General features: G+C 72.9%; 19 protein-coding genes. 8 read left to right on the top strand and 11 right to left on the bottom strand.

From position 1 onward, the window contains the following. Positions 1-217: 217 nt before the first annotated feature. A complete protein-coding gene (locus MXD64_RS10460; RefSeq protein WP_017888178.1) occupies positions 218-1549 on the bottom strand; it encodes a bifunctional o-acetylhomoserine/o-acetylserine sulfhydrylase in 1332 nt (443 codons plus the stop codon). Positions 1550-1939: 390 nt separating this feature from the next. Continuing rightward, the gene (locus MXD64_RS10455) at positions 1940-3031 is read right to left on the bottom strand and encodes an acyltransferase family protein (RefSeq protein WP_017888177.1); all 1092 of its coding nucleotides are present in this window, start codon (positions 3029-3031) and stop codon (positions 1940-1942) included. 123 nt (positions 3032-3154) lie between these two features. On the opposite strand from MXD64_RS10455, the gene MXD64_RS10450 reads away from it, so the two are divergent. From MXD64_RS10450 to MXD64_RS10430, 5 genes are all read left to right on the top strand, one after another. After that, positions 3155-3928 carry an SDR family oxidoreductase gene (locus MXD64_RS10450; RefSeq protein ID WP_031260283.1) on the top strand — a complete coding sequence of 258 codons (774 nt, stop codon included), beginning with the start codon at positions 3155-3157 and terminating at the stop codon, positions 3926-3928. Positions 3929-4065: 137 nt separating this feature from the next. Beyond that, positions 4066-4593: a phosphoribosyltransferase gene (locus tag MXD64_RS10445; RefSeq protein WP_017888175.1), complete on the top strand. Its 528-nt coding sequence runs from the start codon at positions 4066-4068 to the stop codon at positions 4591-4593. After that, complete coding sequence (locus MXD64_RS10440) at positions 4590-5309, top strand: Type 1 glutamine amidotransferase-like domain-containing protein (protein WP_263136399.1); 720 nt, start codon at positions 4590-4592, stop codon at positions 5307-5309. The genes MXD64_RS10445 and MXD64_RS10440 overlap by 4 nt, the downstream gene beginning before the upstream one ends. 5 nt (positions 5310-5314) lie before the next feature. Next, positions 5315-5998: a uracil-DNA glycosylase gene (locus tag MXD64_RS10435; protein ID WP_214519694.1), complete on the top strand. Its 684-nt coding sequence runs from the start codon at positions 5315-5317 to the stop codon at positions 5996-5998. 9 nt (positions 5999-6007) lie between these two features. Next, on the top strand, positions 6008-6613 hold the full coding sequence (locus MXD64_RS10430; RefSeq protein ID WP_017888172.1) for a GNAT family N-acetyltransferase: 606 nt from the start codon (positions 6008-6010) through the stop codon (positions 6611-6613). Between the two features lie 242 nt (positions 6614-6855). On the opposite strand, the gene MXD64_RS10425 is transcribed toward MXD64_RS10430, so the two are convergent. Both MXD64_RS10425 and MXD64_RS10420 read right to left on the bottom strand, forming a co-directional pair. Next, on the bottom strand, positions 6856-8277 hold the full coding sequence (locus MXD64_RS10425) for a carboxypeptidase regulatory-like domain-containing protein (protein ID WP_263136398.1): 1422 nt from the start codon (positions 8275-8277) through the stop codon (positions 6856-6858). A gap of 246 nt (positions 8278-8523) precedes the next feature. After that, the gene (locus MXD64_RS10420) at positions 8524-9222 is read right to left on the bottom strand and encodes a FadR/GntR family transcriptional regulator (protein WP_263136397.1); all 699 of its coding nucleotides are present in this window, start codon (positions 9220-9222) and stop codon (positions 8524-8526) included. A gap of 206 nt (positions 9223-9428) precedes the next feature. Here MXD64_RS10420 and MXD64_RS10415 point away from each other — a divergent pair, with 206 nt between their 5' ends. Both MXD64_RS10415 and MXD64_RS10410 read left to right on the top strand, forming a co-directional pair. Next, the gene (locus MXD64_RS10415) at positions 9429-10997 is read left to right on the top strand and encodes a GntP family permease (RefSeq protein WP_042539610.1); all 1569 of its coding nucleotides are present in this window, start codon (positions 9429-9431) and stop codon (positions 10995-10997) included. Continuing rightward, the gene (locus MXD64_RS10410; RefSeq protein WP_263136396.1) at positions 10994-11566 is read left to right on the top strand and encodes a gluconokinase; all 573 of its coding nucleotides are present in this window, start codon (positions 10994-10996) and stop codon (positions 11564-11566) included. Before MXD64_RS10415 ends, MXD64_RS10410 begins: the two co-directional genes overlap by 4 nt. 17 nt (positions 11567-11583) lie before the next feature. On the opposite strand, the gene MXD64_RS10405 is transcribed toward MXD64_RS10410, so the two are convergent. From MXD64_RS10405 to MXD64_RS10395, 3 genes are read right to left on the bottom strand one after another with little or no spacing between them, the layout of a single operon-like run. Beyond that, the gene (locus tag MXD64_RS10405) at positions 11584-12501 is read right to left on the bottom strand and encodes a L,D-transpeptidase (protein WP_263136395.1); all 918 of its coding nucleotides are present in this window, start codon (positions 12499-12501) and stop codon (positions 11584-11586) included. Between the two features lie 43 nt (positions 12502-12544). After that, positions 12545-14218, bottom strand: a complete 1674-nt coding sequence (locus MXD64_RS10400) for an ABC-F family ATP-binding cassette domain-containing protein (RefSeq protein WP_159557975.1) — start codon at positions 14216-14218, stop codon at positions 12545-12547. Between the two features lie 43 nt (positions 14219-14261). Beyond that, positions 14262-14561, bottom strand: a complete 300-nt coding sequence (locus MXD64_RS10395; RefSeq protein ID WP_017888165.1) for a hypothetical protein — start codon at positions 14559-14561, stop codon at positions 14262-14264. 37 nt (positions 14562-14598) lie between these two features. On the opposite strand from MXD64_RS10395, the gene MXD64_RS10390 reads away from it, so the two are divergent. Continuing rightward, a complete protein-coding gene (locus MXD64_RS10390; protein WP_263136394.1) occupies positions 14599-16044 on the top strand; it encodes an amidase in 1446 nt (481 codons plus the stop codon). Positions 16045-16787: 743 nt separating this feature from the next. On the opposite strand, the gene MXD64_RS10385 is transcribed toward MXD64_RS10390, so the two are convergent. From MXD64_RS10385 to MXD64_RS10370, 4 genes are read right to left on the bottom strand one after another with little or no spacing between them, the layout of a single operon-like run. Beyond that, positions 16788-17573 carry an ABC transporter ATP-binding protein gene (locus MXD64_RS10385; RefSeq protein ID WP_263136393.1) on the bottom strand — a complete coding sequence of 262 codons (786 nt, stop codon included), beginning with the start codon at positions 17571-17573 and terminating at the stop codon, positions 16788-16790. Next, the gene (locus MXD64_RS10380) at positions 17570-18409 is read right to left on the bottom strand and encodes an ABC transporter ATP-binding protein (protein WP_263136392.1); all 840 of its coding nucleotides are present in this window, start codon (positions 18407-18409) and stop codon (positions 17570-17572) included. The genes MXD64_RS10385 and MXD64_RS10380 overlap by 4 nt, the downstream gene beginning before the upstream one ends. Beyond that, the gene (locus MXD64_RS10375) at positions 18406-19290 is read right to left on the bottom strand and encodes an ABC transporter permease (RefSeq protein ID WP_140448127.1); all 885 of its coding nucleotides are present in this window, start codon (positions 19288-19290) and stop codon (positions 18406-18408) included. The genes MXD64_RS10380 and MXD64_RS10375 overlap by 4 nt, the downstream gene beginning before the upstream one ends. After that, on the bottom strand, positions 19287-20240 hold the full coding sequence (locus MXD64_RS10370; protein ID WP_017885780.1) for an ABC transporter permease: 954 nt from the start codon (positions 20238-20240) through the stop codon (positions 19287-19289). The genes MXD64_RS10375 and MXD64_RS10370 overlap by 4 nt, the downstream gene beginning before the upstream one ends. Between the last annotated feature and the right edge of the window lie 19 nt (positions 20241-20259).

Raw genomic sequence — 20259 nt, 5'->3', positions numbered from 1 at the left:
CGTCACGTCCGGCGCGTCGCCGGGCCCCGGGCCCGGGTGCCGCCCCCGTGTGTGCGCATGTTCCGACATCGTGCGCGTTGTTCGACTCGTCAATCGTCGCATCATGCACACGTACCGGATGCGTGTGCAACGAACGACGTCCCACGCGTCGATCGACACGTGGGACGTCGGAACATGCACACGCATCGAGCGAGTGGTGCCGGCGGCGCGGCGAGCCCTACGCGCGCTGGCTCTCCTGCGCGACCGCCCGGGCAGCGGCGAGCCCGGCCTCGAGGTCTGCCTTCAGGTCGGCGATGTTCTCGATGCCGACCGACAGTCGCACCAGGCCGGGCGTGACCCCGGTGGTGAGCTGCTGCTCGGGCGTGAGCTGCGAGTGGGTGGTCGACGCCGGGTGGATGACGAGGGAACGGACGTCACCGATGTTCGCCAGGTGCGAGAACAGCTGCAGGTTGTCGACGAACGCCTTGCCCGCGGGCACCCCGCCCTTGAGCTCGAACGACAGCACGGCACCGACGCCCTTCGGCGCGTACCGGTTGGCTGCGGCGTACCAGGGCGACGTCGGCAGGCCCGCGTAGGCGACGGTGGCGACGTCGGGGTGCTGGTCGAGCCACTCGGCGATCTCCTGGGCGTTGGACACGTGCCGCTCGATGCGGAGCGACAGGGTCTCGATGCCCTGCAGCAGCGCGAACGCCGTGTCCGCCGAGTTCGAGGCGCCGAGGTCACGGAGCAGCTGCACCCGGGCCTTGACGATGTAGGCGAGTGCGTCGCCGACGGCCTCGGTGAAGACCGCACCGTGGTACGACGGGTCCGGGGTGCTGAACTCCGGGAACCGGTCGGCGTGCTGTGACCACGCGAACGTCCCGCCGTCGACGATGAGCCCGCCGATGACGGTGCCGTGTCCGCCGAGGAACTTCGTGGCCGAGTGCACGACGATGTCGGCACCGTGCTCGAACGGACGGATCAGGTACGGCGTCGCGATGGTGTTGTCGACGATCAGCGGGACACCGGACTCGTGCGCGACGTCGCTGACCCCGGTGATGTCGAGGACGTTGATCTTCGGGTTGCCGATGGTCTCGGCGAAGAACAGCTTCGTGTTCGGGCGGACGGCGCGGCGCCACTCCTCGAGGTCGTCCTGGTCCTCGACGAACGTCGTCTCGATGCCGAGCTTCGCCAGCGTGTACTTGAACAGGTTGTACGTACCGCCGTAGATCGACGACGACGACACGATGTGGTCGCCCGCCCCGGCGATGTTCAGGACCGCGTAGGTCTCGGCAGCCTGGCCGGACGCGACGAGCAGGGCCCCCGAACCGCCTTCGAGCGCCGCGATCCGCTGCTCGACGACGTCGTTCGTCGGGTTCGTGATCCGGGAGTAGATGTTGCCCGGCTTGGCGAGCGCGAACACGTCGCGCGCTTCGTCCGAGTTCGCGAAGACGTACGAGGTCGTCTTGTAGATCGGCGTCGCTCGGGCCCCCGTGGTCGGGTCCGGCTGCGCGCCGGCGTGGACCTGGGTGGTCTCGAACTGCCAGGCGGCGGCGTCGTTCGTGCTCATCGGTGCTCCTGTCGGGTGCGGTTCTCGTGCGGTCGCGCCGTCGGCCGGGAGGCATGTGCGGCGCTGCGTCCCCGGTCACGGTACGCAGGTGGCCGGGTCCACACCAGCGCACCCGCCTCGGGACGTAACGCGCGCGCCCGACGCGCCACGGGCCTCCCGGCCGGCCGTCCGCACCGTGCTGTCACCGTCGGACGGTGCGAGGTCGGTGGTCCGGTGCGGAGCTGCCGCGCCGCACGGGACGGGCAAGCTCGCACGGGCCGGAGGAACGCGCACGGTGCGGGGTTCCGTCGGACGGTGCGAGGTCGGTGGTCCGGTGCGGAGCGGCAGCGCCGCACCGAACAGGCAAGCTCGCACCGGCCGGAGGAACGCGCACGGTGCGGGGTGGCACCGCTACGCGGCGTCGCGGCGGAACAGCCAGTCGACCTTCGGCTCGAGCAGCCAGCGCATCCCGCGCCGCACGAAGGGCTGCGCCAGGAAGAGGCTGACGACGCAGGCGATGACGACCATCAGCAGCACGAACGGCCAGGCCGAGTGCTCGCCTGCCAGGACGCCGGACTCCCGGATCGGGTAGAGCACGAACGTGTGGAGCAGGTAGACGTACATCGTCGCGGCGCCGAACCGGGTGATCCAGACGTTCCGGCGGGGGATGAGCACCAGGAACGACGCCGTCAGCAGCGTCGCGAGCAGCATCAGGCCGAAGCGCACCGCGCCGGCCCACCAGGCGTCCTCGCCGAGCCCCGAGTAGGAGTCGTCGTAGAAGAACCAGTGGTGCAGGTCGAACTCCTTGAACTGCGGGATCCAGACCGCGCACGACACCGCCCACGCGGCGAACACCACGGCGGCCGCCACCCGCACCCGGACGACCGTGCGGCGCGACGCCTCGTACCAGCGGTCGAAGACGCCCCACTGCTTGACCTGCCAGCCGAGCAGGAAGAACGGCAGCAGGCTGATCGCACGGGACAGCGAGAGCGTCGAGTCGACGTTGTCGAAGTACCCGACGCCGATGCTGAACACGACCGCCCAGAACAGCGGCCACCGCAGCTGCGCCAGGTACGGCAGGATCAGCTTGAAGATGCCGAGGGCCAGCAGGAACCACAGGGTCCACGTCGGCTGCGTCGGGTTGAAGTCCTTGCCGCCCTCGACGATGCCCTGCACCACGGTCCAGATCGTCTGCATGATGATGTACGGCACGACGATGTCCGTGATCGTCCGGCGCATCCGCTTCGCCGTCGGGGTGTCCGCCGACGAGAAGTACCCGCTGATCACGCCGAACGCCGGCATGTGGAACGCGTAGATGAACGTGTAGAGCGCCAGGGCGTGCTCGCTCGCCGGCGTCTGCCGCTGGATCGCGTGGCCGATGACCACGAGCGTGACCGCGACGAAGCGCGCGGTGTCCCACATCGGGATCCGGCGCGGGGCTCGACCGGGCTCGAGCTGCGTCGCCGGGGCCGAGGGGGCGGGAGGGGCGGCATCCGTCGTCATCGCCGGTCACGTTACCGGATCGTGACCTGGACGGCCTGGTGCGGTGCCGGAACCGTCCCGCTCGGTACGGTGGACGGACCGGGCCACCACGTGCTCCGGTCACCGACGCAGGAGGCAGATCACATGGCAGCACGGCGCGCAGTCGTCACCGGAGCGAGCTCGGGCATCGGGGCGGCCACCGTCCGGCTGTTCCGGTCGCGGGGCTGGGACGTGCTCGCCGTGGCCCGCCGCACCGCGAAGCTCGAAGCGCTCGCCGCCCAGACCGGGGCGGACACCCTGGTGGCCGACATCACGGACGCCGACGACGTGACGGCGCTCGCCGCGCGGGTCGCGGACCTCGGCGGCGCCGACGTCCTGGTGAACAACGCCGGCGGGGCGTTCGGCTCCGCGAGCGTCGAGGAGTCCGACGTCGACGACTGGCGCGCCATGTTCGAGGTCAACGTGATCGGCACGAAGCGAGTGGTCTCCGCGCTGCTGCCGCACCTGCGTGACCGGGCTCGGGTGTCCGGGGGAGCCGACATCGTCACGGTGACCAGCACCGCCGGGTTCGTCGCGTACGAGAACGGCGGCGGCTACAACGCGGCGAAGTTCGCAGAGCACGCCCTGGTCGGCGCACTCCGGCTCGAACTGAACGGCGAGCCGATCCGGGTCGTCGAGATCGCGCCGGGCATGGTGAAGACCGACGAGTTCGCGCTCACCCGGTTCCGCGGCGACGAGCAGAAGGCCGCCGCGGTGTACGACGACGTGCCGGAGCCGCTGGTGGCCGACGACGTCGCCGAGGCGATCGTGCACGCGGTGGAGCTGCCGCCGCACGTGAACCTCGACCTGGTGACGATCCGGCCGGTGGCGCAGTCGGCACAGCACAAGCTGGCGCGCGGCCCGCTGACGCCGCGCTGAGCAGCCGGTGCGCCGCGCACCCGGCCACCCGCGCAGCGCACCGCGGCCACCCGCGCGGTGCACCGCCGCCACCCGCGCAGCGCCCGGGCGGCGGGCGCGGGTCGCGGGCGTGGGCTCCCTGCCGGTACCGTGGTCGGATGCCGATCAGCAGCGAACCCGAGCCCGCGGCTCCGTCCACCGTGACCGTGACGAGCGGGCCCGAGGTACTCGGCTGGCTGGAGTTCGGTGACGCCGCACGCCTGCTCGCCAAGGACGTCCTGTCCAGTGGCTTCGAGCCCGAGGTCGTCGTCGCTGTCGCCCGCGGCGGACTGATCATCGCCGGCGCCGTGGCGTACGCCCTCGGCACCAAGGAGTGCGGCTCGATCAACGTCGAGTTCTACACCGACGTCGAGCAGCGGCTGGAGGAGCCGGTCGTGCTCGCCCCCGCCCTCGACGCCCCGAGCCTGGCCGGCAAGCGGGTCCTGGTGGTCGACGACGTGTCCGACTCCGGCCGCACCCTGCGCCTGGTGGTCGACATCATCCGGAACGCCGGCGGCGACGTCCGGAGCGCCTGCCTGTACTCGAAGCCCGGCACCGTCCTGGAGCCCGACCACGTGTGGCGCCGGGTCGACGGCTGGATCACGTTCCCGTGGAGCGCCCTGGCGCCCGTGACGGCCGAGTCGTGAGCATCCACCTGGTCGGCGGCGGGCTGTTCGCCGCCTCGGACGCCGCCGCGCCGTTCCTCGCCGAGGCCACCGCCCGTTCGGCGGCGGTCGGCCGCAGCGTCCCCCGCATCGCCCTGCTCTCCGTGGCGGGCCCGGACGGCGGCAGCCCGGCGTCGACCGCCGACATCGCCGAGGTCCTCGGTGGCCCGCGAACAGCCGAGGTGTTCGTCACCGAGGTCGCTGCCGGCCAGGTCTTCGACACGACGGTCCTGAGCGATGTCGACGCCCTGGTGATCGGCGGCGGTGTCACGCCCGACTACCTCGCGGCGATCGCGCCGCTGGTGGACCAGCTCCGCCTGCTCGTCTCCGACGGTCTGCCCTACCTCGGCTACTCGGCCGGCGCGATGATCGCCGCCGACCGTGCCCTGGTGGGCGGCTGGCGCATCGGTGGCGTCGAGATCTGCCCCGAGGCCGCGTCCGAGGGCCTGGACGAGGTCGAGCTCCGCGAGGGCCTCGGGCTGGTCGACCTGACGATCGACGTCCACGCGGTGCAGGCCGGCACGCTCGCGCGGCTCATCGCCAGCGCCGAGGCCGAGTTCGTCACCGCCGGGCTCGCGATCGACGAGGACACCACGCTCGTCGTCGGTGAAGGGGCGCTCGAGGTCCGGGGGACCGGCAGCGTCTGGCGCGTGATGGCCGGCGAGGAGTCGGTGTCCGTCGCCACCATGGGCGCGTAGCCGACGTGGAACCGCGGCCGCTCGCCGACCTGGTCGACCCCGGCTGGGCGTCGGCGCTCGCCCCGGTCGAGGACGACGTGCACCGGATCGGTACGTGGCTCCGTGACGAGACCGCTGCGGGTCGGCACTGGCTGCCCGCCGGCAGTGACGTCCTGCGCGCGTTCACGACCCCGTTCGACGCCGTCAGGGTGCTGGTCATCGGCCAGGACCCCTACCCGACGCCCGGCCACCCGATCGGCCTGTCGTTCGCCGTCGACCCCGCGGTCCGTCCGGTGCCGCGGAGCCTGGCGAACATCTACCGCGAGCTGTCCGACGACGTCGGGGTGACACCGCCTGCGCACGGTGACCTGCGGGCGTGGTCCGACCAGGGCGTGCTGCTGCTCAACCGGGTGCTCACCGTGCAGGCAGGTGAGGCCGGCAGCCACCGCGGCAAGGGCTGGGAAGCGGTGACCGACCAGGCCGTCCGAGCGCTCGTCGCCCGCGGTACCCCGCTCGTTACCGTGCTCTGGGGCGCCCAGGCCGGGTCGGTGCGGCCGCTCCTCGGCGACACCCCGGTCGTCGCCTCGGCCCACCCGAGTCCGCTCAGCGCGTCCCGCGGGTTCTTCGGCAGCCGCCCGTTCTCGCAGGTGAACGCCCTGCTCGAGTCGCAGGGCGCACCGCCCGTCGACTGGACGCTGCCCGCTCAGTAGGCTCGGCACGTGCTCGAGGAGGAATACCAGCGACGGCGGGTCCTGCCGCGACACCTGCGTGCCCCGGCGGCGACCGAGACGGCCTTCGAGTACCGCATCCGTGCGGCCGAGGTGGGGGACCTGCCCCACGTGCGCGAGATCCACACGCACTACGTCCGGAACTCGTCGGTGACCTTCGACCCGTCGGCGTTCACGTACGCCGCATGGAAGAAGCGCTACGACGACATCCGCAAGCGCCGGCTGCCGTTCCTGGTCGCGGAGAACCCCGCCGGGCAGATCCTCGGGTACGCGCTGGTCGACGCGTGGAACCCGCGGGACCGCTCGAACCACGTCGTCGAGGACTCGATCTACCTCGGTGCCGCGTCCGGTGGCAAGGGCCTCGGCCGTGCGCTGATGGAGGCCCTGCTCGACGAGTGCCGGTTGGCCGGGGTGCGCGAGGTGGTGGCGGTCATCGCGGACCGGCAGGCCGAGGCGTCGATCCGGCTGCACGAGCGGCTCGGCTTCGAGGAGGTCGGCCGGATGGGCAAGGTCGGCTACAAGTACGACCGCTGGCTCGGCACCGTCACGATGCGGCTCCGCCTGCGCGGGCCACGGCTGTTCGCCCGCCGCCGCTGACGGCACCGGCACCGGCACCGGTGCCGGCACCGGCGCCGGCACCGATACGGACCTGACGGACCTGACGGACGTCCGTCACGCTCGCCACGTGGCCGCAGGGCGGACGGGAGGCCCGTGGCGGGCCCGGCACGCGCCTCCAGGACGTCGCCCGGTCGCCGCCACGGCGACCCCGCCGTCTGAACGCGCGCGCTCCGGCACGTCGAGCGCCCGGCACTCGTCACTGCGGAGAGCGGTCCGAGCGACTACTCGTCCGACGGCGCCTCGTACCCCGCGGACGTCGCAGAGGCCGTCTCGGTGCCGAGCTTCGCGGTGACGGTGACGGTGAGGACGGTCCCCTCGTCCGCTGCGACCGGCGTGTACGAGTAGCTCGTCGCTCCGCTGATCGCAGTGCCGTCGCGGTACCACTGAGCAGTGCTCTTCGCCGTCCCCGGGGAGGCGGCGACACCACTGACCACGAGCAAGCCGTCCTGGAACTGGTCCTGCTGGATGACCGGGTTGCCGATGAAGCGCAACGCACCCGTGTGCGGGGATACGGGGATCGGGCCGAGGTCCGCGCTCCCGCTCGTCGGCACGGTGATGACGGTCGCGTCGTCGAACGAAGCGGCGTCGCGGTACCAGGTCGTCTCGAACGGAGTCCGGGTCTGCGGGTTCTCGTCGTCGCTGCCGAGCGAGTCGGAGAACAGCAGCTTGTACCGGGTCGCGGAACCGAGGTCGCCAGTGAGCCGGAAGTACCCCTGCGCGTCGGTCTCGTTCGGACCCGACCTCGGCCCGACGAACTGGTCGGTGCCCGGATCGAAGCGCATCGGGACCATGGTGAGTGCGGGGACACCGTTCCCCGCGGCGTCGACCACCCGCCCGCTCACGAACGGCGTGACGGACAGCGCGAAGTCGATGTCGGGCTTCGTGGAGGCCGGGACCAGCGGGACCGGCGTCGCGGCACCCTGCGTGGATGCGTGGTCCCACCACTGCGTGCTGTACCGGATCGGGAAACCGTGCGCGTCGGGGTGCGCGGAGTCGTAGAAGCCCGCGCTGATGACGTCGTTCGTCGTCGTCAGTTGGTCGAGGGTGTAGCTGCCGTCGGCGGCCGTGGTCGTGTGGCTGTTCGAGAAGCCACCCACCGGGTTCGCCGACACCGACGCGCCGGCGATCGGCGTGCCGTCGGCGGTGGTCACCGTGCCCGAGACCGCCGCGCCCCGAGCGAGTTCGTCGTCAGCGAATGCCGTCGGGTGGGCTGCAGTCAGTGTGACCTTGGTCGAGTCACTCGACAGGAGCGTGTGGCCGAGGTACTCCACGACGTAGTCGTGGTTGCAGCTGCTCCTGCCGGTGGTGGCGCAGTTGAACTGGACCGTGTACGAGCCCGCGGCGAGCGGGACGTCGTCGGCGCCGCTGGAGTGGTCGTCGATCTCGGAGATCGACCAGTGCCCCGCCGCGTCGGTGTACGCGTACGCGGAAACGTAGTTTCCCGCGAGGCCACTGAGGTAGACCTCGACGCCGGCGAGCGGGACAGCGGCGGCTGTGGCGGACGGTTTGCCGGTCAACGTCCCGGACACCGAGAACGCAGGGTCGGCCTGCGCTGGACCGGCCAACCCGACCAGCCCGACCATCGTCGTCGCGGCGATGGCGATCATCGCCACTGTTCGAGCGACACGGGTCTGTCGTTGCACGAGATTCCTCCGATTTCGGTCGAGGAACCCTAGATGCTCCCCCGGCAACAGGCTAGTCAGGACCGCGCGCACCACAACCCGTGGGGCGCAAGTCCTGAACCTCCTGAGCGACCGCTCATGTGGGTGCGGCTCTGCCCGTGGTGACCAGCAGCTCCGGGTCGAGCGCTGGTGTGGTCGCTCCCTGCAGGGCGGACGGGAGGCCCGTGGCGGGCCCGGCACGCGCCTCCAGGCCGTCGCCCGGTCGCGTCAGCCCGCCGCAGCCTCGGTGATGAACTCGTCGCGCGTCACGCGCAGCAGCGCGGTCGCCGCTGCCGCAGCGGCGTCGGCATCGCCGTCGACCGCTGCGCGACCGACCGCCTGGTGCCGGAGCGCCGCTTCGCGCGTCCAGCGCGTGATCGGGTCGCGCGACTCCGACGTCCGGGTGCGCAGGAGCGCCTCGACGGTGCCGGCGAAGTGCGCGAACACGGCGTTCCCCGACCCGGTGAGCAGTGCACGGTGGAAGCGGACGTCGGCCTCCAGGTAGGCGCGGCTGTCCTCGCGCCCGCAGGCGTCGAGCATGTCCTCGGCGGCGGCGAGCACGGCGGAGGCGCCGTCGGTGCCGGCGGTCAGGGACGCCGCGACCGGTTCGACCCCGAGCCGGAGTTCGACCAGCTCGCGCTGCTGCACGAAGTACGCCGGTGACGTGCCCCGCCACCGGATGACGGTCGGGGCGAGCAGTTCCCAGGCGGTGATGTCGCGGACGAGCGTGCCGACGCGCTGCCGGGGCTCGACCAGGCCGAGCGACTGCAGCACGCGCAGGGCCTCGCGGACGACCGAGCGGGACACCCCGAACTCGTCGGCGACCAGCTCGGGTCGCACGACGGCACCCGTGGCCAGGTCGCCGTCGACGATCCGCTGGCCCAGGGTGTCGAGCACCTGGGCGTGCAGTCCGCGTGCCGTGGGCATCGTTCCTCCGTGCAGTACGGGTCACGCGGTCGCCGTGACACCGATCCCATCGAAGCGGCAGACTCCGGGGACGGGCGGTTGGCGCGCGGGACGACGTCGTATAGTCTGATTAATCAGATTATTGAGGGTCGGCGTTCGTCGCGCCAGTCCACCCTCGACACGAAGGCGACGGAGCCGCGCAGCAGCGACTCCAGGAAGGGGCGCTGATGCCTCACGCTCTCCCGGACCACCTGCTCGCCGCAGGTGGCACCACCGAGACGGTCGACCCGTCCGGTTCGATCCCGCAGCTGATCATCGCGGCACTCGTCGGCATCGTGGTGATCATCGCGCTCATCACCTGGCTCAAGGTGCACCCGTTCATCGCGCTCACGATCGGTGCGCTCGGCGTCGGTATCGGTGCAGGGCTCGCTCCGGACAAGGCGGTCACCAGCTTCGGCGACGGCTTCGGCGCGACCATGACGAGCGTCGGCATCCTGGTCGGACTCGGGGCGATGTTCGGCAAGATGCTCGTCGACTCCGGAGCAGCGGACCGCGTGGTGGACACCCTGGTGCGGAAGTCGTCGAAGGCGGCGCTGCCGTGGACGATGGCCCTGATCGGGGCGCTCATCGGGCTGCCGATGTTCTTCGAGGTCGGCCTCGTCCTGCTCATCCCGATCATCGTGCTCGTCGCCAAGCGCAGCGAGGTGCCGATCATGAAGATCGCCGTCCCCGCCCTGGTCGGCCTGTCCACGATGCACGCGTTCGTCCCGCCGCACCCCGGCCCGCTCGTCGCGATCTCCACCGTCGGCGCGAACCTCGGCACCACGCTCGCTTTCGGCATCGTGCTGGCGATCCCGGTGATCATCCTGGCCGGGCCGCTCTTCGCCCGCTTCGCGGCCCGCTGGGTCGACATCCCGGTGCCCGACATGTTCGGGTCGCGTGGGGCGGTCGCCACCGCCGGGCCGGGGTCGGGTTCCGCCTCGGGGTCGGGTTCCGGGTCCGCCGCCTTCGCCGACGACCCGGCGCACCCCGGACGGGAGGCCCGGCGCGGCCCCGCCACGCAGGACACCGCGTCCCTGCCCAACGGCAAGAGCGACTTCACGCGCGTCATCAGCGAGCCGCGCAGCCCGTCGTTCACCGTCGCCCTGATCGGCATCCTGCTGCCGGTCGTGCTCATGCTCGCCCAGGCGATCCGTGAGGCCACCGCACCGGACGCCGCCGGCTCGTGGGTGAGCCTGCTCGACTTCCTCGGCTCCCCGATGATCGCCATCGGCATCGCCGCCGTCTACGCCATGGTCTTCTTCGCGATCGGCGGCGGCATGGACCGCTCCGCGGTGTCGAAGTCGCTCGAGAGCGCGCTGCCCCCGATCGCCGGGGTGCTGCTCATCGTCGGCGCAGGCGGTGGCTTCAAGCAGGTGCTCATCGACACCGGCATCGGCGGCGTGATCGCCGACGCCGTGAAGGACTCCGGCGTCTCCGTGCTGCTCGTCGCCTGGATCGTCTCGGCCCTGGTGCGCGTCGCGACCGGTTCCGCCACGGTCGCCACGGTGACCGCCGCGGGCATCATGGCACCGATCGCCGCCGACCTGTCGACGCCGATGACGTCGCTGCTCGTGCTCGCGATCGGTGCTGGCTCGGTGTTCCTGTCGCACGTCAACGACGCCGGGTTCTGGCTGGTGAAGGGGTACCTCGGCACCACCGTCGGGCAGACGTTCAAGACGTGGACGGTGCTCGAGTGCCTCATCTCGGTGTTCGGTCTGCTCGGGGTCCTGCTGGCCGGGGTGTTCATCCGATGAGCGGCGCAGCAGACCACGGTGCGACCGCTGCTGCCGGTGCGGCCGACACCGGGCTCGACGCCCGCGTCCTGGTCGTGATGGGGGTCTCCGGGTCCGGCAAGTCGACCGTCGCCGCGATGGTGGCGGAGCAGGTCGGGTGGGAGTTCGCCGAGGGCGACGCGATGCACCCGCAGGCGAACGTCGACAAGATGCACGCCGGCACCCCGCTCACCGACGAGGACCGCTGGCCGTGGCTCGACGTCGTCGCCGGCTGGATCAGCGGACACCTGGACGCCGGGACGAACGGCGTCGTGACCTGCTCGGCCCTGAAGCGCTCGTACCGCGACGTGCTGCGGGCCCCCGGGGTGGTGTTCGTGCACGTCGCCGGTGACGGCGCGCTCATCGAGGAGCGGATGGCGCAGCGCTCCGGGCACTTCATGCCGACGTCGCTGCTGCAGTCGCAGCTCGCCACGCTCGAGCCGCCGCAGCCCGACGAGGCCCACGTGACGATCGCCGCCGACCGCACCCCGGAAGAAGAGAGCGCCGAGGTCGTCGAGCGGCTCGGACTCGTCCGGATCCCGCGAGGCTGATCGGGTGGTGCCGGTGCTCAGTTGAACCGGATCGGCGTCCCGACGGGCAGTGCCGCCAGGGTGCGGGTCATCTCCGCCGAGATCCGCACGCAGCCGTGCGAGCTGCCGGTCGGATCTGGGTAGTAGTGCAGCGCGGTCAGGGCAGCGTTGCCGCCGTAGGACGGGATCCGGGACGAGTGCGCCCCGGTCAGGATGATCGGGTTGCCCTGCGTGTACGCGACGCGGGTGTCGACGTACGCCGCCTCGACGTAGGTGGCGGTGTCGGCCGGGGTGGGGTCCTCCGGCGTGCCGAGCCGGGCCGCCTCGGTCGCGGTGACCTTGCCCGACCGGGTGACGACGGACACGGTGCTGGCGGCGACGTCGACCGTGATCATCCGGTCGGTGCGCACCACCGTGAAGTCGGCGGCCCGGGCCCAGGCGAACGTCGCGCTCGGGGCGTCCGGGTCGCCGCCGTCACCGGGGGTGCGGTTGCGGGACGGCGTCGACACCAGGAGCATCCCGCCGTCCTTGCCGGGGGAGCGACCCCAGACCGCCGTCGCAGCGGGCCGGTTGATCGTCGACACCAGGTGGGACAGGGTCGCCACCGGCCGGGCGCGGCTCGACGGGCTCGCGTACAGGGCGACGAGCGGCGTGCGCGGGGTCGCGATCTGCCAGGTGTCCTCCGGCTCCACGTCCGAACCGTCGAGCAACTGCGGGACGACCGCGTCGTGGAACGCCAGCGGCAGCGCGGCCAGGGTCGCGTCGGACGGTGCGGCGGGGACGGCCGCGAGCGTCGGCGTCCGCGTGGCACTCGGGGTCGGTGTCGTCGTCGCCCGTGCCGCGCGGGTCGACTCCGGCTCGGGCTCGGGCGACCCGACGCTCACCCCCACCACGACGGCGGCGACGGCGAGCACCACCACCCCGGCGGTCGTCGCGATCCAGGTGTTGCGTCGCATGGTGCGTCCCCCTCGGTCGATCCGTCAGCGTTCGGTGGATCCGTCAGCGTTCGGTGACGGTGCCGCCCTCGACCCGCCACTGCCGGTCGAGTCGGACGGTCTCCAGCATGCGCCGGTCGTGTGTGACGAGCAGCAGGGTCCCGTCGTAGGACTCCAGTGCCTGCTCGAGCTGCTCGATCGCAGTGAGGTCCAGGTGGTTGGTCGGCTCGTCGAGCACGAGCACGTTCACCCCGCGGGCCTGCAGCAGTGCGAGCCCGGCCCGGGTGCGCTCGCCGGGGGAGAGTGCCGAGGCCGGTCGGCCGACGTGGTCCGCCTTGAGCCCGAACTTCGCGAGCAGCGTCCGCACGTCGGCCGTCGTGTACTCGGGGACGATCGCCTCGAACGCCGCCGCCAGGGGCTGGTCGCCGGTGAACGCCGCACGCGCCTGGTCGACCTCGCCGACCGCGACGCTCGAGCCGAGCGAGGCCGTGCCCGTCGTCGGCGCCTGCTTGCCGAGCAGCGCCCGCAGCAGGGTGGACTTGCCGGCGCCGTTCGGACCGGTGATGCCGATCCGGTCACCGCCGTCGACCTGCAGCGAGACCGGGCCGAGGGTGAAGTCGCCCTGGGTGAACGTGGCGTTCGACAGCGTCGCGACGACGGCCGACGACCGGGGTGCGCTGCCGATCGTGAACTCGAGCTGCCACTCCTTGCGCGGCTCCTCGACCTCGTCGAGCCGGGCGATGCGGGACTCCATCTGCCGGACCTTCTGCGCCTGCTTCTCGCTCGACTCCGAGGCGGCACGGCGGCGGATCTTGTCGTTGTCCGGGCTCTTCTTCATGGCGTTCCGGACACCCTGGCTCGACCACTCGCGCTGCGTCCGTGCCCGCGAGACCAGGTCGGCCTTCGTCGACGCGAACTCGTCGTACGCGTCCCGCTTGTGCTGCCGGGCGATCTCGCGCTCCTCGAGGAACGAGTCGTACCCGCCACCGAACAGCCGGTTCGACGACTGCGCCAGGTCGAGCTCGAGCACCGAGGTCACCGAGCGCGCCAGGAACTCACGGTCGTGGCTGACGAGCACCACCCCGCCGCGCAGCCCGCGCACGAACGCCTCGAGTCGGTCGAGGCCGTCCAGGTCGAGGTCGTTGGTCGGCTCGTCGAGCAGGACGATGTCGAACCGTGACAGCAGCAGCGCGGCGAGCCCGACGCGGGCGACCTGCCCACCGGACAGCGCGGTCATCAGGGAGTCCGGGCCGACGCCGTCCGCAGCGGAGTCGCCGGTACCGGGCTCGAGGCCGAGGTCGGCGAGCACCGCCGGGATCCGGTCCTCCAGGTCGGCGGCCCCCGCGGCGAGCCAGCGGTCGAGCGCCGCCGAGTACCGGTCGGCCGCTGCGTCGCCGGCGTCGGGGTCCCCGAGGGCCGCCGCCGCTGCGTCCATCGTCACCGTCGCCTCGGTGCAGCCGGTCCGGCGCCCGAGGTACGCCGCGACGGTCTCGCCCGCGATGCGCTCGTGCTCCTGGGGGAGCCACCCCACGAACGCGTCCGTCGGCGCCAGGGAGACCGTGCCGGCCAGCGGCTCGTCGACCCCGGCCAGCAGCCGGAGCAGCGTGGACTTGCCGGCACCGTTCACGCCGACGACCCCGATCACGTCGCCCGGCGCCACCGTCAGGTCGAGGGAGTCGAACAGCGTGCGAGCGGCGTACCCGCCGGACAGGCCCTTGGCGACGAGCGTGGCGGTCATGCGCCCATCGTGCCACGCGGGAGCGGCACCACCGGCGCGACCCTCAGCCCCGCGGCGTCAACCGGCCCGCACCGATCGGCAGCAGCCCGCCCCGGTACTCGAGCGCGTTCGAACCACCCACCGGCACCGAAGCCGCCCCGAACCGCCACGCGCGGTTGAACAGGTACACGCCGATCACCGTGTCGCCGTCGTCCGGCACCGCCCACGTGCCGGTGCCCCACTGCGCCGGGTGCCCCACCCCGTCGACGGTGACGGTCGGCCGGGCGAACCAGGCGAACAGGGGCTTCACGAGCCGCAGTTCGATCCGGCGCTTCGTCGTGCCGGAGGGGAGAGTCGTGTCCACCGTCGAAGGATACGGGCCGCCGCCTAGGCTCGGAGCCGTGTTCGAACTCCACCACCTCTCCGCACAGGAACTCTGGGACTGGATCCGTCGAGGGGAGGCGACCGCCCTCGAGGCCACCGAGCACTACCTGGCCCGCGTGGAACGCCTGGACGCCGGACTCGGCGCCTTCGTGACGGTCACCGCGGACGCGGCCCGGGCCCGAGCCGACCGCCTCGGCCACCTGGTGCCGACGTCGAGACCGTTGTGGGGCCTCCCGTCCGCCGACAAGGACCTGTACGACCGCGCCGGTGTCCCCACGCGGAACGGCACCGCGAGCCTGCCGGAGCGGCCCGCCGCGGCCGACCACCCGCTCGTCGCCGCGCTCGACGCGGCGGGCACGGTCAGCCTCGGCAAGACGGCGTCACCGGAGTTCGGTATGTCCTCGTCGTCCGAGACCCGGCTCGGCGTGACCCGGAACCCCTACGACACCACGCGGGCGCCGGGCGGGTCGTCGAGCGGTGCGGCCGTCGCCGTCGCCGCCGGGCTGCTGCCGGCCGCGATCGGTTCGGACGGCGGCGGGTCGGTGCGGATCCCCGCGGCGGCGACCGGACTCGTCGGGCTGAAGCCGAGCCGCGGTCGTGTGCCGTCCATGCCCGGCCGCTCCGGCGTCGGCGGCCTGTCGGTCGCCGGACCGCTCACCCGCTCCGTCGCCGACGCGGGCATGCTCCTCGACGCGCTGGTCGCGCCGACCGGGCTGCCGGAGCCGTCGCCGTACGCCCTCGTCACCCCCGACGTCGGCGAGGGGCCGTTCACCGCGGCCGCCGTCCGCGGCGAGGGCCGGTTCGTCGTCGGGGTGCTCGACGGTTCGCCGTGGGACGACACCGTCGACGTGGTCGTCGATCCCGCTGCCCGTGCCGCCGTGGAGACGGCCGTGCGGGTGCTCGGCGAGGTCGGGCACGGCGTCGAGGACGTCCGGATGCCCCGCGTGCCCTACGCCGACGCGTTCCGGGTGGCGTGGGAGAGCTCGGCTGCCCGCCTGCCGCTGGTGCCCGGAATCGACCTGTCGGCGCTGACCCCGCTCGTGGGTTGGCTCGTGGCGCGTGGGCAGGCACTGTCCGCCACGCAGGTCCTCGACGCGATGACGACGCTCGACACCTTCTCGACGACGCTCATCGGCGCGTTCGACCGGTTCGACGCGGTGCTCACGCCGACCCTCGCGATGACGCCGCGGCCCCTCGGCTGGTACGGCGACGACCCGGACGAGGACTTCCGCCGCCAGTGCGCCTACTCGCCGTGGACGTCGATGGCGAACGTGTCCGGGCTCCCCGCGATCACGTTGCCGGTCGGCGTGACCGACGACGACCACCCCGACGGGGGCGGGCTGCCGATGGGCGTGCAGCTGATCGGACGCCCCGGCGGCGAGCGCGTCCTGCTCGCGATCGGCGCGCAGCTCGAGCGCCGGTTGCGCTGGCAGCGGCGGCACCCGGCCGCCTGGACCGCCTGAGGCCAGGTCCGGGCGGCTCCGGGTGCGCGCGGGGCGTGGGGCGCGGGGCGCGGGGCGCGGGGCGCGGGGCGCACCGTGCGGCGTTGTCAGGCTGGTGCGGCGTTGCACGCTCGGTGCGGCCTTGTTGGCCGGCTCCGTGCGGGCAAGCCCGCACGGAGTGGCGGAGCGTGCACGGTGCGGTGGACGCGTGTGCGTCGGTCTGGAGGCGCGGGGCGGGCCGGTGCCGTGCCTCCTGGCTGTCGCACGGTGCGGTTTCATGCATGTGGTGCGTGTTGCTTGTTCGGTGCGGCCTTGTAGGCCGGCTCCGTGCGGGCAAGCCCGCACGGAGTGGCGGGGCGCGCACGGTGCGGTGGACTCGTGTGCGTCTGGTCGGGAGGCGCGGGCCGGTCCGGTGCCGTGCCTCCTGGCTGGCGCACGGTGCGGTTTCGTGCATGTGGTGCGGTGTTGCTTGTTCGGTGCGGCCTTGTAGGCCGGCTCCGTGCGGGCAAGCTCGCACGGGGTGGCGGGGCGTGCACGGTGCGGTGGGCTCGTGTGCGTCGGTCGGGAGGCGCGGGGCGGGCCGGTGTCGTGCCTCCTGGCTGGGCGCACGGTGCGGTTTCGTGCATGTGGTGCGGTGTTGCTTGTTCGGCGCGGCCTTGTAGGCCGGCTCCGTGCGGGCAAGCTCGCACGGGGTGACGGGACGCGCACGGTGCGCCGCCGCCCGCCGCCCGCCGCCCGCCGCCGCCCGCCGCCCGCCCGCCCGCCTACGGCAGCGTCGGCGCCGCCGCCACCAACGCCCGCGTCACCGGGTGCTGCGGCGCATCGAGGAGCGAAACCGGCCCGTGCTCGACGACCCTGCCGTGGGACATCACCGCGACCGTGTCGCACAGCCGCTGCACGACGCCGATGTCGTGCGACACCAGCACGAGCGTCAGCCCGAGGTCGTCGGCGAGCGATCGGAACAGCTCGATCACCCGGGCGCGGACCACCACGTCGAGGGCGCTCATCGGCTCGTCGCCGAACAGGATCCGGGGCGAGTGCACCACGGCCCGGGCGATCGCGATCCGCTGCCGCTGCCCGCCGGAGAACTCGTGTGGGTACCGGTCGACCGTGTCCGCGGGCAGGTCGACGCGCTCCAGCACGGCACGCACGAGCTCGTCGTGCGACCCCGGGACCTGCAGTGCCCGCAGCGGCTCGGCGACGATCGCACCGACGCGCATCCGCGGGTCGAGGGACGCGTACGGGTCCTGGAACACCACGCCGGTCTCGCGACGGAACCAGCGCAAGGCGCGCGCGGACCGGGACGCGACCACCGGACGACCGGAGGCGGCGACGGTGCCGGCGGAAGGGCCCTCCAGGCCGGCGAGCAGCCGGACCAGCGTGGACTTGCCGGACCCCGATTCGCCGACGATGCCGAGCCGTGCGCCGGGGGCGACCGTCAGGTCGACACCGTCGACGGCGGTGCGGACCGGACCGGGTTCGAACAGGCCGCGGCGGGGGAGGCGGTAGGTGCGGTGGAGACCGGTGGCCTCCAGGGCGGGGAGGGTCACGGGGCGGTCCTCCTGGCGGTGGCACGTGCGGCGTCGACGAGCGCGGCGGTGGCGGGGTGCTGCGGCGCGGCGAGCAGGTCCGCGACCCGGCCCTGCTCGACCACCCGGCCGGCGTCGAGCACCACGGCGGTGTCGGCGATGCGCGCGAGCACGGCGAGGTCGTGGGTGACGAACACCATGCCCGCGCGCAGGTGCTCGAACAGGTCGAGGATGCGTGCCTCGGTCGTGACGTCGAGCGCCGTGGTCGGTTCGTCGGCCACCAGGTACGACGGCTCGCCCGCCATCGCCATCGCGATGCAGATCCGCTGCCGCTGCCCGCCGGACAGCTGGTGCGGGTACTGCCGCAGCAGCGATTCCGGGTCGGGCAGGCCCACGGACGCCGCCAGGTCGACGGCCGCCGCGCGGGCCGCGCGACGGTCGAGCCCGCGGTGCAGGCGCAGCGGCTCGGCGATCTGCCCGCCGACCCGTCGCAACGGGTCGAGCGCGGTGCCCGGCTCCTGGAACACCATCGCGATGCCCGATCCGCGGTGTCGCGCGCGCTCGCGGTCGGGCAGGCCGACGAGTTCGGTGCCGTCCAGGCGGACGCTGCCGGTCATGACGGCGCCGGTGGGCGCAAGGCCCATCAGGGCGAGCGAGGTCATCGACTTGCCGGATCCGCTCGCGCCGATCACGCCGACGCGCTGGCCGGGAGGCACGGTGAAGCTGACGTCGTCGAGGATCGTCCGCCCCGTGATGCGGACCGACAACCCGCGCACCTCGAGCCCGGAGGCTGCGGTGGTCTCGTCGGTGCCGGCTCCGCCGGTGGGGCCGGATCCGTCGCGTGCGTCGGCGGTCATGCGGTCACCCCCGGGGTGGTCGTCGCCGGATCGCTGCGACGGTCATCGGTGCTGCGGTCGCTCGTCGTCAGCCGCGGGTCGGAGGCGTCGCGCACCGCGTCGCCGAGCAGCGAGAGTGCCGCGACGACGAGGGCGATGGCGGCGCCCGGCCAGGTCGCACTCCACGGGTGGACCCCGATGTAGGTCTGCAGGTCGGACAGCAGGCTGCCCCACGACGCGGTGTCGGACCCTGCGCCGTAGCCCAGGTAGGACAGCCCGGCCTCTGCGAGCACGGCCGTGGCCATCGCGAGCGACAGCTGCACGGTGAACAGCGGCGCCGCGTTCGGCACCAGGTGGCGGAACAGCACCCCGGCACCGCCGACGCCCGATGCCCGCGCCGCGGTGACGTAGTCGCTCCGGGCGATCCGCCGGATCTCGCCGCGGGCAACGCGGGCGATCGTGACGCCGAAGGACAGCCCGACGCTGACGATCACCACGCCGAGCGACCCGCCGAACACCGCGGTCAGGAGCATCGCGGTGAGCAGGGTCGGGAACGCCACCAGGATGTCGAGCAGGACCGCGGTGCCCTCGCGCACCCAGCGGGCGGTGAGCGAACCGATCGCGGTGAGGACGATGCCGACGACGCTCGCGATCACGCCGGAGCCGACGGCGACGAGCACGGTGGTGCGGGTGCCGGCGAGCAGGTAGCTGGCGATGTCGCGGCCGGCGGCATCGGTGCCGAACCAGTGCGCGGCGCTCGGTCCCTCCCACTGGTGGAACGGGTCGGCGCGGAACGGGTCCTGCGGCGTCCAGACGAGCGACACGGCGGCGAGCACGACCAGCAGGCCGAGCACGACGACGGCGAAGACCCCGGTCGGTCGGGACACCAGGCGGCGGATCATCCCTGCACCTCGCGCTGTCGGGGGTCGAGGGTGCGGTGCACGACGTCGACGGCGAACCCGACGAGCAGCACGAGCCCCGTGAGCACGAGCAGTTCGGACTGCACCTTGGTGATGTCACGGCGGCCGACGTCGGTCACGAGCATCCGACCGACCCCGGGCAGCGAGAACAGCTGTTCGACGACGACGGCCCCGACGAGGAGCCCGGCGATCTGCACCCCGAGGACGGCGAGCACCGTCAGGGCGACGCTCGGCAGCCCGTGACGGAGCAGGGCCTGCGTGCGGGTGAGGCCGATCGCGGCCGCGGTGCGCAGGTGGTCGGCGTCGAGGACGGAGAGCGTGGCGGAGCGGGTGAACCGCAGGATCACGGCCCCCTCGACAGCACCGATGGTCAGCGCGGGCAGCACGAGCGACGCGAACGCCCGCCCGGGTTCCGACCAGCCGTCGAGCGGGAAGCCCTGCGTCGGCAGCCAGTGCAGCGTCACGGCGAACAGCGCGACCAGGAGCATGCCGGCCCACACGACGGGCACGGCGGCGACGGCCTGTGCGACGAACCCGATGACGGCACCTCCCGGGCGGCGACGGAGCACCGCGGCGACGACCCCGAGCGGCACGCCGATCACCAGGGCGGTCACCAGCGACATCGCGGCGAGCGGCAGGGTGATCGCGAGCTTCTGCGCGATCTCCGGAGCGACGGCACCGTTCGTCACCAGGGAACGGCCGAGGTCACCGCGGAACACCCCGCCGATCCAGTCGAGGTACTGCACCACGACGGGCCGGTCGAGTCCGAGCTGCTGGCGGAGCTGCTCCACCTGCGCCGGGGTCGACTGCGTGCCGGCGACGACCTGGGCGACGTCACCGGGCAGCACGCGGAGCGTGGCGAAGATGATGACGCTCGCCACGAGCAGGCCGACGACGAGCAGGAGCGCCCGCCCGATGAGGAACCGGGTCACGACACCGATGCTACGGGGA

This window comes from Curtobacterium sp. Arg-1, assembly GCF_025643395.1.
GTDB lineage: Bacteria > Actinomycetota > Actinomycetes > Actinomycetales > Microbacteriaceae > Curtobacterium > Curtobacterium poinsettiae.
This window is presented reverse-complemented; position numbering and strand designations above follow the sequence as displayed.